We start from the raw sequence: 14,211 nt of genomic DNA on the forward strand, positions 1-14,211 counted from the left end.
GAGTACGCCCCCTAAAGAGCCTTATGCCTCAGCAGCCAGCAGGTACATTAGTTTTACTCGTTGTCCAGAGTAATGATGCCGTAGCTCCAGCCCTTACGGCGGTATGCCGCAGCCGGTGCACCGGTCTCGCTGTCAATGTACAGGTAGAAGTCGTGGCCGACCAGTTCCATACGGTCAACAGCTTCTGCGGGAGTCAGACGCTCGCCCTTGAAGCTCTTGTGGCGAATCTCGATGGGAGATGCGGCTTCGTCGGCGAGGGTGACCTCGCTGTTGTCGAATGCTGCTTCTTCAACCGGAACATCCGGCAGCAGAATCTCGGTAATTGCTTCGGTAACCACGGGAATCGAGCCGGTAGCGTCCGCCACGGAGACGGGGTGCTTGCCACCGCGCTTGTGCAGCTTACGGCGGTCACGTGCACGGCGCAGACGCTCCAGGAGCTTGCCGTAGGTTTCATCGAAGACCGCGAACTTGTCGTGACCCTGGGCTTCGGAACGGAGGACAGGGCCGGTACCAACCACGGTAATCTCAACGCGGATGGACTCGCCACCCAGGTGACCGTCCTTGCTGAACTTGACGTCGATGTCCTTCACGTTATCGCCGAGCTGCGCGAACTTCTGAACCTTGTCGTTCACGTATTCTTCCAGGCGTTCGGTGACCTTGATATTGCGGCCGTAGATGTTGACTTCCACGATCATTCCCTCCAGGTTGGGGGCTTATACCGCGTCCGGTTGGACCCGGTACGGGGGTTCGACTCCAATGCCGTTCCCTTGTATTTATTCTAGTACGAAACATGGTTTATATCACTAGATATGACAAATATTTAGCCCAAATAATAGCCATTCGTCCTTCTGCGAACTTTAACGGCAAAAAATCGTGTATCTCTTGCAACTAACTACAAGAAACGCTACGTCTGAGCTTTTTTCGGTACCGCCGCCACAGCGCACACGCCCAGCACCCGCGAACCTGATTCCTGCAGCACACGCACCATCTCCGAGGCAGTCGCGCCGGTAGTCACCACGTCATCACAGATAATGCTCACCCGCCCCGCGCACAGAGCAGGCTCCATGACGCGCAGGGCACCGTGCATCCGCTCGGCACGACCCACAGCGCCCAGGCCCTTCTGCTCGTTCTGCGCACCGGAAAGCGCGTCAGAAATAATGGAGGCGCCGCTCCCCCGCCGCGTGCGAGGAGCGTACCCGATAACATCCACAGCGCGCACCCGCACCGAGGCGGGCAAACGCCGGTTGAGCTGACGCACCGCCTCCTGCACCAAAAGATTCGCGGGCGCATAACCGCGGCGGCGCACACTCTGCGCAGACGACGGAGCCGGAACCAGCAGAACCTCAACAGGCTCAGAAGAACCGGGTTCAGCTTGAAGCTCCTCCCGGTGAGTGCGCAGAAGCTCATACACGCTACGCGCCAAACCCTCGCCCAGCAGGGGTAGCAAGTCGGTGCGACCAGCATTCTTCAACGCCAGCAACGCACGCGGCATAATCCCCTCATAACGGGATGCCGCACGCACCTCAGGGGCACCGCCGCCAGTAGCGCAGTCGCCAGAAGACAGAGGCTGCAGAACCTGTACTTGTTCCACACGAGCCAACGCCGAATGCAGCTGCGGCAGACACGCCTCACACAGCGGCGAACCTGCACCATAGGCAACCGGCACCGCGCAACACGGGCAGGTACGCGGCATCAGAACCTCACCCAAAGACCCGCCAGCATTCTTGAGAGCGCCCGCAAGCCCGGTCAGAGACTTGCTCAGGGACCCGTTCACGGGCTCGTTCAAACCACGCTGTCCTGAACTCACCGAAAGCAACCTTTCCGCGCGCTATACCCGGTGCCCGAGGCTAACCGGCGTAACTAATCTCGTGCAGGGTCGTGTCCAGACGGATCCAGCCGCGCTCCTCCATCAGGTAGCACGAACCGTCAGAACGGTGAGCAATAATGTTCGACGTATTATCCGCCGTCGAAATGGTCATCACACCATCCAATCGGTCCAGCTTCGTCTCTTCACCGCTGAGGGAAATCACCTCAGACTCACCGTTCTTCACGTTCACCACCACGACGCTCTGGTCGCCAGCCCAACGGGCATTACGCGGAGTCACCGAAGAGCTCAGACGAACCATCTCCGTCAGGCGCAGAGGCTTGCCGGCATCATCACGCACAATACCGGAAATAATCACAGCCGACGCACCCTCAGTAGACGCCACAATCGCCATGCGCGCACCATCGTGAGAAACGTTCACGCTCGTAAAGCTCAAATTACGCTGCCACGACAGACCAATATCCACGCCGCGCTCGCGCTCATTCGCGTCCTCAGAGTCCGGCTTGAACGCACGCACAACGCCCGTACCATCGGCAGCCCACACCCAACCGTACGCGTCAAAACTGGGGGCAGTCAGCGCGGTACTCTGCCACACGCGGCGGGCAGTACCCTGATACACCGTGTACAGGCTCGCGGCATCATTCGCCAAGCAGGCGTAAACATCCGCAGTGTAGCCCATCGCCGGGGAGCTCAACTGGTTCACGCCACGCAGAAGCAGCTGCTCGCCCGCATTGCTCATATAATCATCACGCGCCACCATCTGGCCGTTCGAATTAATAGCAACCGTGCGGGCAGGAACACCCGGGTTCAGCTTCACCCCAGAAAAGCCACTCGGCGCGTTCTCAGGGATCAAAGTACCGTTGTAGAACACTTCGGTCTTACCCAGACCCGAGAAGTTCTCCAAACCGTGCATAATCTGCTCACGCACACGCGCCAAACGGTTATCGTCCAGGTGCTCACCCGAGAGGCGAACCAGCACATCCTGGTTATCGCTCATGTTAGCGGTCTCAAGGCTCATCGACTCGTTCAACGCCGAGAACGCAACATCCTTCAGGTAGGACGCCGGGCCAGCCATCAGCGTACGCACCAGCAACTCAAAATAGCGATCCGTATGCGGGAACCAACGAATATCCGGCACAGCATAACGGAACGCACGATCGTAGAAGTACAGGCGGCACGGGCTAAACACGCGCTCAAACTCGGTGCCATCCAGCCACAGACCATCCGGGCAGGAGCTAATACGCCACTGGTTATCTTCCATAACCATGGTGAAGTCCTGAGTCTCAGTCTGAGCCTCAGGGAAGGTGCTCGTAATACCCTGACTATTCACAGTCGCCGTCTGCTGGAAACGCACATGGTAGGTACCCTCGGCAGTTCCGCTATCGTCGCTACGAGGCTGCACCGTATTACGGTACACACGAGTCGTACCCATAGGATTCCAACGGCGTGCAAAAGAAGAACTCAAATACTGGCGCGCCACAGCATAATTCTCGATGCTATCCACACCAGCACGCACGAAGCCCTCAATAATCGCCTCGGGGGTAGCACCCGCCAGCGGTCCCGGCGCACGCGCCGGAGAAGTATTCACGCTCTTCACATCCAGACCGCTGCTGTGCTGAGTCACTCGATCATTCGAAGGAAGACCCGCGCAAGAGCTCACGAGCGTCGCCAAAGACACCGCACCCCAAGACAGCGCGGCGCGTCGAGAAACAATAGCCCTGTGAGCCATGGAGGTCTTAACCTTCCTCTACGAACAAAGACAAACAATCGCCAACTACCGTTGCAGGCCATCGCAACACGGTGAAAAGATGACCACAGCGAAATAGCAACACCGTGAAAACATATCTGCATTGATTGTACTGGGTGAACAGTGCAAATACGCAAGGATAAGCGTAAATACAGCCGAGCAACACCAACGCACCGATATATGACAGAAGCCTAAAGCCTCTCCCCGTTTGAACCCCTTAGAGCTCGCCCTCAAGGTTCGCTCGAGGAGCAATATTGGGCAGCGTATCCTTCGCGGTCGCCGAACGATGCGCACTCACCTCAGGCTCACCCGTCACCAAAACCGGCGACTCGCCCAAAGGCGCACCGTGAATTAGCGGCAGGTTTATCGTGAAGCAGGCACCGCGGCCCTTCTCGCCCCACGCCTCAATCGTGCCGCCGTGCAGACGCACATCCTCAGCAGCAATCGACAGCCCCAGACCCGTACCGCCCAGGGTGCGCTTACGTGAAGTATCAGCACGCCAGAAACGGTTGAACACCTGAACAGCCTCATCCTCAGACAGACCGATACCGTGGTCACGCACCGCAACACCCAGGTTCGTGGCATTCGCACCCACGTACACGTCAATCGGGCGGGACTCGCCGTGCTCAATCGCGTTGTACAGCAGGTTACGGAGCACACGCTCAATACGCACGCGGTCCATATCAACCATGATGCTCTCATGGCTCGTATGCACGTTCAGCTTAGTATTCGTGCGCTCCAGGTGCGGCAGAGCCTCCTGCAGAATATTCGACAGCACACGCATGAAGTCTTCAGTGTCGATGGTCAGCATTGCGCTACCGGCATCGAAACGAGAAATCTCCAGCAGGTCAGAAAGCATCGACTGGAAACGATCCACCTGATCGTGCAGAAGCTCCACGGTGCGGCTCTGCGTGCGCTCCATCTCGTTACGCGTATCGTACAGAAGCTCCGTACCCAGACGAACCGTCGACAACGGAGTACGCAACTCGTGCGAAACGTCAGAAACGAATCGCTGCTGCAGAGTCGACAGACGCTCCAGCTGAACAATTTTCTCCTGCAGCGAGTCAGCCATCAGGTTGAAGGAATAGCCCAGACGCGCCGCCTGGTGCTCACCGTGTACAGACACACGCTGATCCAGGTCGCCAGCAGCCAGCTTCTCCGCCGTAATAGCGGTCTGCGTAATCGGGCGGACCACAAAACGAGTCACAATCCACACCACAGAAAGCACCACAGTAAGCAGTGCACAGAAACCACCAAAAAGAACAAAGTTAATATGCGCAATCGTGGCGGAAGAATCCGTCATATCGTACACAAGGAACAAACCGTAATTAGGGTTCTGAGAAATAGAAATATGTGTACCAACAATAAGCACCGGATAGGTGCGCTCACGATTATTTTCGACAGTAGTCACCGTAGACGTCTGCCAGAAAATACCGTCCTTATCACGAACAGTTTTTTTAAAATCATTCGGAATACTCGAAGAATTCAAAGAATTATTACTGCTCTGCTCAGGAATAAAACCCTGCTTACCTTGACCTTCCAAAGGCACAAGAATCCAATTGCGCTTACCCGAGCTACCCGCGTCCAAGACGGTCAGGGTACGGCTCACATTACGACGAATCTCGCTGTCACTACGGGCTTCAGAGGAGTCCAGCACGCTCTGAACGTTGCGGAAACCACTCTCTGATTCCGCCAACGCCTGGCTCTTCTGATTCTCAAAAAGACTCGATGCAATCTGGCTCGACAAGGACCAACCCACCATCAAGAAGCTCAGGAACATCATGATGCCCGCGGTTCCCAGAGCACGGAACTGCAGAGATTCCTTCCACAGACGCTGAGCGCGCTGCATCAGGTTCCTACGCTGCTTCTGTGCCTTACGCGGCTTGGAAGTGCGGGTACGCGAAGAGGCGGAGGCTACCGCCTCCGCCGTCAAAGCGCCGTGCTCATGGCTCGACTTCGCAACAGACAATCAGGTTATCCCTTCGCCTATGAATAGGTTCCGATTAGCTACCGGAAGATCCCACCAGCTCGGTCGGAATCTTATAGCCAACGCCACGAACCGTCTGAATAAAACGATCCGCACCCAGCTCATCAAACTTAGCGCGCAAACGCTGGACGTGCACGTTTACCAGCGAATCGCTCACATCAGTGTAACCCCAGACCATGTCCAGCAGTTCCTGACGGCTCAACGCCTGACCCGGGTGACGCACCAGCGCAGCCAACAGGTCAAACTCCAGAGGAGTCATCGGAACCTCAGTGCTGTGGTACTTGACGGTACGGCCATCCATATCCATGACAATATCGCCAATGGACACCACCAGCTGGCGGCTCTCGCGCGGACGCAAACGGGTACGAATACGTGCCAACAATTCAGCGTGCTTAAAAGGCTTCGCAATGTAATCATCAGCGCCAGCCTCAAGACCCTTAACAACATCTTCAGTGTCGCTTTTAGCGGTCAACATAATAATCGGCACATTAGAAGAACGACGAATTTGCTGGCACACTTCAATACCGTTCATGCCAGGAAGCATCAAATCCAAAAGCACCAAATCGGGAGTGGAACGCATAAAAGTTTCAAAAGCGCGTGCACCATTTTCACAGAAAACAGCGTTAAAGCCCTCTTGCGCGAGCACGAGGCCAATCATTTCCGCCAGAGCATCATCGTCATCAACCACCAAAATGGTGTGTGCATCGCTTGCGCTCACAGTACCTCCCTAAAGAATTGTCGTAAATACTTACATAAAAATGCTGATTATCTAATCATACCGCGCACTCAGCCAATGCACGGGCACACTCTGTCACACGAGCCAGGGAAGCCGTGGCATCCAGCACACTCACCGTGCCAGAAGCCGACCCAGCAGACTCAGAACCGCCCTGAATACGCTCATCAGGCATCAAACCCACCGCGCTCAGCTGAGCAGATTCAAGACCAACCTCACGCCACAGGCTGTACAGACGACGCACCTGATCCGGAACCCGCGCAGAGGTCACCACTGGTAGCCACAGCTGAGCCTGCGCCTCCAGAAGCTGCGCCATGGGCTCCCACGAACGAGGGTCGCTCAGCGGCGGAACCTGCAGCATGCCGGGACCCTTCGGGCGAGCACGATCAGGATGCAACAGCAAAGCGCAGGGAGTAGCGCCCTCAACCTGCATAGCTTTTACCAGTGCCAAAGCATCAAGGGTAGGACGCGCCTGGCTCAGCAGCTTCAGCTCCTGCACTGGCTTGAGCGCGGTGCCGTCCACATCAAGGATGAGCTGCAGGTTCAGCTCCGCGAATCGCTCCGCCACACGGCGGTACACCTGCTGATAATAGTGAGGCTGCAGCGAAGGCAACGAACGGAAGCCACTCACCGTAGGGATAGAGCCCTCCAGCAGACGCTGAAACTCCGACTCATCCAGCTGCACGGCAATCAGCGCCCGCGGAGCCTGCAGGGCCTCACGCAGAGACTCCACCCAGCGCTCCAGGCCTTCCAGGAAAGACTCCAGCAGGTCACGGTTCGCACCGGCATCGCTGATAGCGCGCTCACCGCCGGGTAGATAGATGCTCGCGGCAAGGGTCAGCGGGCCGACCAGCTGAATCTTATACACCGGGGCGGTGTCCTGTCCGGAGCCGAAACGTTTCTTCTGCACACCCACGCGATCAGCGAGAAGGTTGATGTCCGAGAGCAGACGATCCTGCGCCAGGGCAGACTCGCGTGCTCCCCTGCCGCCGCTATGCACCATGCGCCAGCCAAACGAGGCACCGTCAAAGGCGAGTCCCTCGCACATCGCCAGCGTGCGTGCCAGCGGGGTGCTCTTCCAACCCAACGCCGGAAGGTGCGGCAGGAACGGCAGGTGCGGGGAGCCCAGCTCGCCCTCCACGCGGGACATCGCCTCGCCCAAATCGTCACCGGGAAAATCGCCCAGTCCGCTGGCACGTACCAGCGGACGCTCCGTAGCGAGCGCGGTGAGGTCCTGTTCGGTCAGCTCGTCCCCCTCGGGGGCGCGGTACTCACCGGGCAGGAGCAGGCGCTCCGGCACAGGTTCGGTGCGGGCGTTCTGGCGGTTGGAAGATTGAGCGGGCATAGGGGTTTATCCAGAGGGATCAGATAACGTACAAATTCAAACGTAGCGACGCGAAAGTAGCGCGTTACTAGCCTTCGGACTTCTCAGCTTCGGTTGCCTCGCCGTCCTGCTCAGCCTGCTCGTTTGCGATGCGCACGTGGTGGCGAATCACCTCAGAAATAATGAAGTTCAGGAACTTCTCCGCGAACTCCGGATCCAGGCTGGATTCCTTCGCCATGGCGCGCAGGCGAGCAATCTGCGCCTCTTCACGGCCGGGGTCACCGGCGGGCAGGTTGTGCTTAGCCTTCAGGATGCCCACGCGCTTGGTCGCCTGAAAACGCTCCGCGAGGATGTGCACCAGCGCTGCGTCGAAGTTGTCGATGGAGCGGCGCATCGCGAAGAGCTCTTCGTAGACTTCCGGTGCGACTTCATCGCCCATGGAGGTGGCGTGGGGGTCAAATTCGCAGGACGTGTGTTCGGCGGTCATCGGTTTCTCCTCAGATCGTTTGTGGTCTTCTGTGTGTTGCGGTTGCGGTGTGGTTGGGGCAAGCCGCGGGGGTCTACTGCTGGGAGTTGGCACTCAGGGTTTCCTGAATGTCTTCGCGGTCCAGCGAGTAAGCGCGGGCTATGGTGGACTGGCCCAGCACTCGGGTGCCCTGGTAGAGCACCATGGTCTGGCCCGGTGCCACGCCGGAGAGCGGGTCCAGCAGGCGCACCACAGTTTCCAGGCGCAGTGCGCCTTCTTCTTCAGATTCGGGGTCGGGCGCCCAGGTCATGTGCGCCTTGGCGCGGACCGGGTCGGCGTGCGCGCGGACCTGCGCGGTCACCTCGAACTCTTCGCTGCGAGCGCCCAGCTGTGCGGGCTCTTCCAGGAAGCATGCCGCCTGTTCCACGGGTACGCCCGCCCAGGTGGCGCGGATACCGCGGATTTCGTGCACGGCAAGCAGTTCGCGGGAGCCGACGATGACTTCGTTTTCCTTGGGGCGCACCTCCAGCACGAAGCGGGGCTTACCGTCGGCGGCGGGGCGGCCCAGAGCCAGGCCCTTGCGCTGACCCACGGTGTATGCCTGCGCGCCGGGGTGCTCGCCGAGCACCTCGCCGTGGGTGTCCTTGATGAGGCCGGGGCGCATTGTGATGTGGTCGCCCAGCCAGGCGCGGGTGTCGCCTTCGGGGATGAAGCAGATGTCGTAGGAGTCCGGCTTCTTTGCGACGGAGAAGCCACGCTCTGCCGCCTCGGCACGCACCTGTGCCTTGGAGGGGGTGTCAGCCAGGGGGAACCAGGCGTGCTTGAGCTGTTCGTGGGTGAGCACGCCGAGCACGTAGGACTGGTCCTTAGCCCAGTCGGCGGCGCGGTGCAGTTCGCGGTTGCCGTCTTCGGTGGTGATGACGCGGGCGTAGTGGCCGGTCACCACGGCGTCGAAGCCGAGGGCGAGGGCGCGTTCGAGCAGCGCGGCGAACTTGATCTTTTCGTTGCAGCGCATGCAGGGGTTGGGGGTTCGTCCGGCTTCGTATTCGGAGATGAAGTCGTCGACCACGTCTTCCTTGAAGCGTTCGGAGAAGTCCCAGACGAAGAAGGGGATGCCCAGCTGGGAGCAGACGCGGCGGGCATCCATGGAGTCTTCGAGGGTGCAGCAGCCGCGGGAGCCGGTGCGTAGGGTGCCGGGCATGCGGGATAGGGCGAGGTGAACGCCGACTACTTCGTGTCCTGCGTCTACGGCGCGGGCTGCGGCGACTGCGGAGTCAACGCCGCCACTCATAGCTGCAAGAATTTTCACTGCCTATCCTTCTGTTGTGTTGAGCCTCTAGGAACATTCGGAGCGTGCCCTGTGTGCGGGCGGACTTTCCGTTACTGTAGCTACCCATTGTACGCAGGGGCTCGGCGGGATATTGGGCAGTGCACCCTCAGCCAGCCCTCAGCGAACGCTGAGATTGCAGGCTGAGGGCGGTTGGGTATCTTCTCTTCTGCTTTTCTAATGCCAGCGGGAGGCGTCCGGCAGCTGCGAGGACAGTCCCGCCTTTGCAGCCTGTTCGTAGGCGGCGGGTAGTGCCGCGATGAGGCGCGCAATATCGGCTCCGGTGGTGGAGTGGCCGAGGGTGAATCGCTGGGCGCTGCGGGCGGTGTCTTCGTCCATTCCCATTGCCATGAGCACGTGGGAGGGGCGGGTCACCCCGGCGTTGCAGGCGGAGCCGGTGGAGCTGCTGATACCCTGCATGTCCAGCACGAAGAGTAGGGTGTCACCTTCGGCGTTTTCGAAGGTGAAGTGGGCGTTGCCGGGCAGTCGCTTCTGTCCGGGGTATTCTTCGGTGAGCGGGTTTTCGCCGCTCAGGTGTGCCTGCGGGATAAGCGCGCTAATTGCCGCAACGAGTTCGTTGCGTAGCGCGGCGATGCGGGCGGATTCTTTGTCGAGGTGCTGTACCGAGTGCACGGCGGCCTCTGCGAAACCTGCGATGGCGGGCGCGTCGATGGTGCCGGAGCGTACGGAGCGTTCCTGACCGCCTCCGTGAAGCACGGGGGTCAGCTGCACGGCGCGGGTTGCGACCAGCGCGCCGATGCCCATGGGGCCGCCGATCTTGTGGCCCGAGATTGCAAGGGTCGCTACCCCGCTGGCGTGGAAGTCGATAGGCACCGCACCGAAAGCCTGCACCGCGTCCGAGTGCACGGGAATGCCGTATTCGGCGGCGATGGCGGCGATCTCGGGGATGGGCTGTACGGTACCGACCTCGTTGTTCGCCCACATGACGGTCACGAGCGCGACGTCTTCGGGGTTCTTTTCGATAAGTTCGCGGACGGTCTGCGGGTTGACGCTACCGTGCTCGTCTACGGGGATCCATTCGAGCTGCGCGCCCTCTGCCTTTTCGAGCCATTCGCAGGTTTCTTCCACAGCGTGGTGCTCAATGGAGGAGACGAGAATTCGGGTGCGCTGCGGGTCTTCTTCGCGGCGCTTCCAGTAGATGCCCTTGACTGCGAGGTTGTCCGCCTCGGTGCCGCCGGAGGTGAAAATAACCTCGGCGGGGTCCGCTCCAACAGCGCGGGCGATGCGTTCGCGGGCGTACTCGACGGTGGCGCGGGCATCACGTCCGGTAGCGTGCAGGGAGGAGGGGTTGCCGCCGTTGCGCATCTGTTCGACCATCGCGTCGATGGCTGCGGGAAGCACGTCGGTGGTGGCGGCATGGTCGAGGTAGACGCGGCCGTTCTGACGGTTGGTTTCTGCGCTCATGGTTCCTCCTGCTGGGTTGTTCGGCGGTTTTTCGCCTCGCTTATTTTATCGCGCTCTATCCGCGCTCTTCTAGGTGTGTTCACCTGCGGCTGGGTCGGCGAGCGCTACTGCCCCGGGACGCTCAATGCTGGTCGGGGGCTGCGCGGTACACTTAGGAACGTGTTCAAGATTCTTTTCTATACCCCTGAGATTCCGGGCAATACCGGCAATGCTATCCGTTTGGCGGCGATTACTGGCGCTGAGCTGCACCTGGTGAAGCCGCTGGGCTTTAACTTTGATGATGCGCATCTGCGCCGCGCGGGTCTGGATTATCACGACCTGGCGGTGGTGACGGTGCATGAGACCCTTGAGGATGCGTGGGAGGCTCTTGCCCCGGAGCGGGTTTTTGCGTTCACGACGACCGCTTCGACCTCGTATGCGGACATTGAGTACCGTCCCGGTGACGTGTTCATGTTTGGTCCGGAGTCGGTGGGTCTGCCCGCTGAGGTTCAGCAGGACCCGCACGTGACTGAGCGGGTGAAGATTCCGATGAAGCCGGGCCGCCGTTCGCTGAACCTGGCTAATTCTGCGTCCATTGCGATTTTTGAGGCGTGGCGTCAGAACGGTTTTGAGGGAGGCGCTATCTAGCATGGCTGCAGCACACCATAATCTGCCGGGGCCTCTGGTTCAGCAGATTCTGGAGGCGCGCCCTCCCCTGGCTGAGCAGATTCGCCAGGATCCGCAGAATAGGGAGTTCACGGAGCAGGGTTGGGAGCCGGTTTATTCGGCGTCGCCTCATGCTCGTATTGTGGTGATTGGTCAGGCGCCTGGGCGTGCCGCGCAGGAGAGCCGTATCCCGTGGAATGACCCGAGCGGCGTGAAGTTGCGCGAGTGGATGGGCGTGACGGCTGAGCAGTTCTATGACCCCGAGCTGATTTCGCTGTTGCCGATGGATTTCTATTACCCGGGTAAGGGCGCGCACGGCGATAACCCGCCGCGTAAGGATTTCGCACCGAAGTGGCATCCGCAGCTTCTGGAGCTCATGCCGAACGTTCAGCTGATTCTGCTGGTGGGGGCTTACTCTCAGAAGCACTACCTGGATGGTATGCACGCCCCTAAGGCGCAGAAGAACCTGACGGAGACGGTTCGTGCGTGGGAGTCTTATCTTCCTAAGTTTCTGCCGCTGGTGCATCCTTCGCCGCTGAATTTTAGGTGGCAGGCGAAGAACCCGTGGTTCGAGCAGGAGGTTATCCCGGCTTTGCAGAAGCGCGTGGGCGAGGTTCTCGAGGGCCTCTAACCTGCCCCTATCTGCAACACCAATACAGTTTGCTGTACTAACGAAAGAAGCTCCCACCCCGCATATGGGGTGGGAGCTTTCTTTCGTTACACCATGTGGCACTCTTTTGAAGTTAGAGTTACTGAACGGTAGAGCCGGCTGAGCGGGTGTTTCCCAACCGCGTTTCTATCTGTTCAGAGGCAGAGTGCGTTTTACTTCTGGCTGTTTACTTCTGGCTGTCGGCGTCGCCCAGGGTCACGGTGATGTCATGGGTGGAGGAGCCGCGCTTAATCTTCAGCTTCAGATCAGAGCCTGCTGCCGCGGCACGCACGGTACCGTTAAGCTCGTCGCTCTTGGTCACGGCGTGACCGTCGGCTTCAATCACGACGTCGCCGGATCGCAGGCCTGCTTTCGCGGCGGGGCTGTTAGATTCTACCGAGGCAATTTCAACGCCACCGGGGATGAGCTTGGACGAGCCCGAACCGGTGTCCGCGGGGCTGTTCTTTACGCTCGCGCCCAGGTAGCCGTGGGTTGCCTTACCCTTGGCAATGATCTCGGAGGAGATGCGCTTGGCGTAGTTGGAGGTAATGGAGAACGCCATACCGTCGGCGGTGCCGCCGTCCTGGCTTGCCTGACCCTGCGCGTTAATGCCGACCAGTTCGCCCTTGAGGTTCACCAGCGGGCCACCGGAGTTACCGTGGTTGATGGGCACATCAACCTGAATCATGGGGATGTAGTTCTGACCCTTCGCATCGGCGGGTTGCACGCGGTTGACGTTCGAGACTACGCCGGCGGTCACCGATTCGCTACGACGATACGGCGCGCCGAGGGCAACCACGGCCTCGCCGGAGACCAGCTTGGAGGAGTCGCCCCAGGTGATGGGTTGCAGGTCCAGGCCGGAGGGGTTAATCTTCAGGACCGCCAGGTCAGCGGCAGAGTCCAGGCCTACCACGGATGCGGTGCGTACGGTACCGTCGCTCAGGCGAACCTCAATGGTGGATGCTTCCCTGGAAGATTCGAGGGTGACCACGTGGTGGTTGGTGAGGATGTGGCCGTCCTTATCGAGGACAACGCCGCTACCGCCGCCGGATGTGGAGCCGCTTGAGGCCATGATGGTCACGGTGGAGGGCAGGACCTTCTTCGCGGTTTCTGCTACGCCTGCCACGGTGGAAGAGTTGCTGATATTGGAGCTGACGGAGCCACGCGAGGAGGTGCTGGTGGAGCTGTTATTCGATGCTGCGATGCCGCCTCCGACACCCGCGCCAACGCCACCGCCAACGAGGGCTGCAAGCAGAGCCGCGGTGAGCACAACGCCGGCACCGTAACGCTTGTTGTCATCGGTGTTCTGGCGTGCAGACTGCGCCGAAGCGACCTGAGCAGCGGCTGCCTGGGGGTAGGTGTAGCCGGGAGAAGCATATGCTTGCGGGTATGCGTTCTGACCCTGCTGCTGGTTTGCGGGCTGGTAGCTTGCCTGTCCGTTCACGTTCTGCAGGGGACGGGTTGCATCCGTGACGCCGTCATTGCCGCCGTAAGACCATCCGTTGTTTTGAGTCATGAGTTCTCCTAGAGTCGTGCGTATGCCTCACCCTGGGCGCACGCTATCTTTCTACTGTAGAGGGTGTTTCATGGCGTTCTATATCTTTTCGCTGTTGGTTATCGGGGAGTTCCCTGGGAATTTTTCTCGCGCCCTTTCATCGGCAGCTGATTCGCCGATCTGAGATACCCGGCGATTTGCCCGGCAGCTAGTTTATTTTGGGGCTTTGTTCGCTATTTTTCGTCACTCTCAGGTTTCTCTTTTAAAGCGCCCAGTTTTTCTCCACGGTTTACACAGCATGACGCTTCTTGGTACACAGCTTGAACACAGGGTCAGTCCGTAATGTTGAAGGCACATAGAGCCGAGAACAAAGGCAAAGGACAAAGGCAAAGGAGAAACCCATGATGATCGGCACCCTGATTTTCTGTGCGATCTTGGCAAGCTCCATCGGTATTGGTGCGGGTATTGTGGCTTGTTGCTCGGGAATGGTGTACCGCCGTCATCGTGCGGAGAAGGCCTCCGAGTTGGCGCAGCCGCTTGCCACCCACGCGTTGACCGCCGGTAGGTAGCGCATAAAGTTTGATAGTT

13 protein-coding genes are annotated in these 14,211 nt (G+C 59.5%); 3 read left to right on the forward strand and 10 right to left on the reverse strand.

Annotation, left to right across the window (positions count from 1 at the left end; all coding sequences use genetic code 11):
* Positions 1-53: 53 nt before the first annotated feature.
* The 9 genes from hpf to RWL87_RS00355 form a co-directional block, all read right to left on the reverse strand.
* Entirely contained in the window at positions 54-695 is a 642-nt protein-coding gene (hpf, locus tag RWL87_RS00315) for a ribosome hibernation-promoting factor, HPF/YfiA family (RefSeq protein WP_012903212.1), read from the reverse strand.
* 209 nt (positions 696-904) lie between these two features.
* Positions 905-1,807 carry a ComF family protein gene (locus tag RWL87_RS00320; RefSeq protein WP_313968520.1) on the reverse strand — a complete coding sequence of 301 codons (903 nt, stop codon included), beginning with the start codon at positions 1,805-1,807 and terminating at the stop codon, positions 905-907.
* Between the two features lie 40 nt (positions 1,808-1,847).
* On the reverse strand, positions 1,848-3,554 hold the full coding sequence (locus RWL87_RS00325; RefSeq protein ID WP_313968521.1) for an LpqB family beta-propeller domain-containing protein: 1,707 nt from the start codon (positions 3,552-3,554) through the stop codon (positions 1,848-1,850).
* A 235-nt stretch (positions 3,555-3,789) separates the two neighbouring features.
* Positions 3,790-5,541: an MtrAB system histidine kinase MtrB gene (gene mtrB / locus RWL87_RS00330; RefSeq protein WP_313968522.1), complete on the reverse strand. Its 1,752-nt coding sequence runs from the start codon at positions 5,539-5,541 to the stop codon at positions 3,790-3,792.
* 34 nt (positions 5,542-5,575) lie between these two features.
* Positions 5,576-6,277, reverse strand: coding sequence for an MtrAB system response regulator MtrA (gene mtrA / locus RWL87_RS00335; RefSeq protein ID WP_012903206.1), 702 nt, complete (start codon positions 6,275-6,277; stop codon positions 5,576-5,578).
* A gap of 55 nt (positions 6,278-6,332) precedes the next feature.
* A complete protein-coding gene (locus RWL87_RS00340; RefSeq protein ID WP_313968523.1) occupies positions 6,333-7,637 on the reverse strand; it encodes a methionine synthase in 1,305 nt (434 codons plus the stop codon).
* Between the two features lie 67 nt (positions 7,638-7,704).
* Entirely contained in the window at positions 7,705-8,103 is a 399-nt protein-coding gene (locus RWL87_RS00345) for a chorismate mutase (RefSeq protein ID WP_313968524.1), read from the reverse strand.
* Positions 8,104-8,176: 73 nt separating this feature from the next.
* A complete protein-coding gene (gene mnmA / locus RWL87_RS00350) occupies positions 8,177-9,391 on the reverse strand; it encodes a tRNA 2-thiouridine(34) synthase MnmA (protein WP_313968525.1) in 1,215 nt (404 codons plus the stop codon).
* 195 nt (positions 9,392-9,586) lie between these two features.
* Entirely contained in the window at positions 9,587-10,834 is a 1,248-nt protein-coding gene (locus tag RWL87_RS00355) for a cysteine desulfurase family protein (RefSeq protein WP_049345810.1), read from the reverse strand.
* A gap of 159 nt (positions 10,835-10,993) precedes the next feature.
* Between RWL87_RS00355 and RWL87_RS00360 the strand changes: the two genes are divergently transcribed.
* Positions 10,994-11,461, forward strand: a complete 468-nt coding sequence (locus RWL87_RS00360; RefSeq protein ID WP_005508556.1) for a tRNA (cytidine(34)-2'-O)-methyltransferase — start codon at positions 10,994-10,996, stop codon at positions 11,459-11,461.
* Position 11,462: 1 nt separating this feature from the next.
* The gene (locus RWL87_RS00365; protein WP_313968526.1) at positions 11,463-12,110 is read left to right on the forward strand and encodes a uracil-DNA glycosylase family protein; all 648 of its coding nucleotides are present in this window, start codon (positions 11,463-11,465) and stop codon (positions 12,108-12,110) included.
* A 205-nt stretch (positions 12,111-12,315) separates the two neighbouring features.
* On the opposite strand, the gene RWL87_RS00370 is transcribed toward RWL87_RS00365, so the two are convergent.
* Positions 12,316-13,644: a trypsin-like peptidase domain-containing protein gene (locus RWL87_RS00370; RefSeq protein ID WP_313968527.1), complete on the reverse strand. Its 1,329-nt coding sequence runs from the start codon at positions 13,642-13,644 to the stop codon at positions 12,316-12,318.
* A 380-nt stretch (positions 13,645-14,024) separates the two neighbouring features.
* On the opposite strand from RWL87_RS00370, the gene RWL87_RS00375 reads away from it, so the two are divergent.
* The gene (locus tag RWL87_RS00375) at positions 14,025-14,192 is read left to right on the forward strand and encodes a hypothetical protein (RefSeq protein ID WP_313968528.1); all 168 of its coding nucleotides are present in this window, start codon (positions 14,025-14,027) and stop codon (positions 14,190-14,192) included.
* Positions 14,193-14,211: the final 19 nt, after the last annotated feature.

The sequence above is a fragment of the uncultured Rothia sp. genome (genome assembly GCF_963555405.1).
GTDB lineage: Bacteria > Actinomycetota > Actinomycetes > Actinomycetales > Micrococcaceae > Rothia.

Coding starts and splice junctions, on each gene's coding strand:
- RWL87_RS00325 (WP_313968521.1), bottom strand. CDS start 3,554: ATGGCTCACAGGGCTATTGTTTCTCGACGCGCCGCGCTGTCTTGGGGT.
- RWL87_RS00375 (WP_313968528.1), top strand. CDS start 14,025: ATGATGATCGGCACCCTGATTTTCTGTGCGATCTTGGCAAGCTCCATC.
- hpf (WP_012903212.1), bottom strand. CDS start 695: ATGATCGTGGAAGTCAACATCTACGGCCGCAATATCAAGGTCACCGAA.
- RWL87_RS00365 (WP_313968526.1), top strand. CDS start 11,463: ATGGCTGCAGCACACCATAATCTGCCGGGGCCTCTGGTTCAGCAGATT.
- RWL87_RS00345 (WP_313968524.1), bottom strand. CDS start 8,103: ATGACCGCCGAACACACGTCCTGCGAATTTGACCCCCACGCCACCTCC.
- RWL87_RS00370 (WP_313968527.1), bottom strand. CDS start 13,644: ATGACTCAAAACAACGGATGGTCTTACGGCGGCAATGACGGCGTCACG.
- RWL87_RS00340 (WP_313968523.1), bottom strand. CDS start 7,637: ATGCCCGCTCAATCTTCCAACCGCCAGAACGCCCGCACCGAACCTGTG.
- RWL87_RS00355 (WP_049345810.1), bottom strand. CDS start 10,834: ATGAGCGCAGAAACCAACCGTCAGAACGGCCGCGTCTACCTCGACCAT.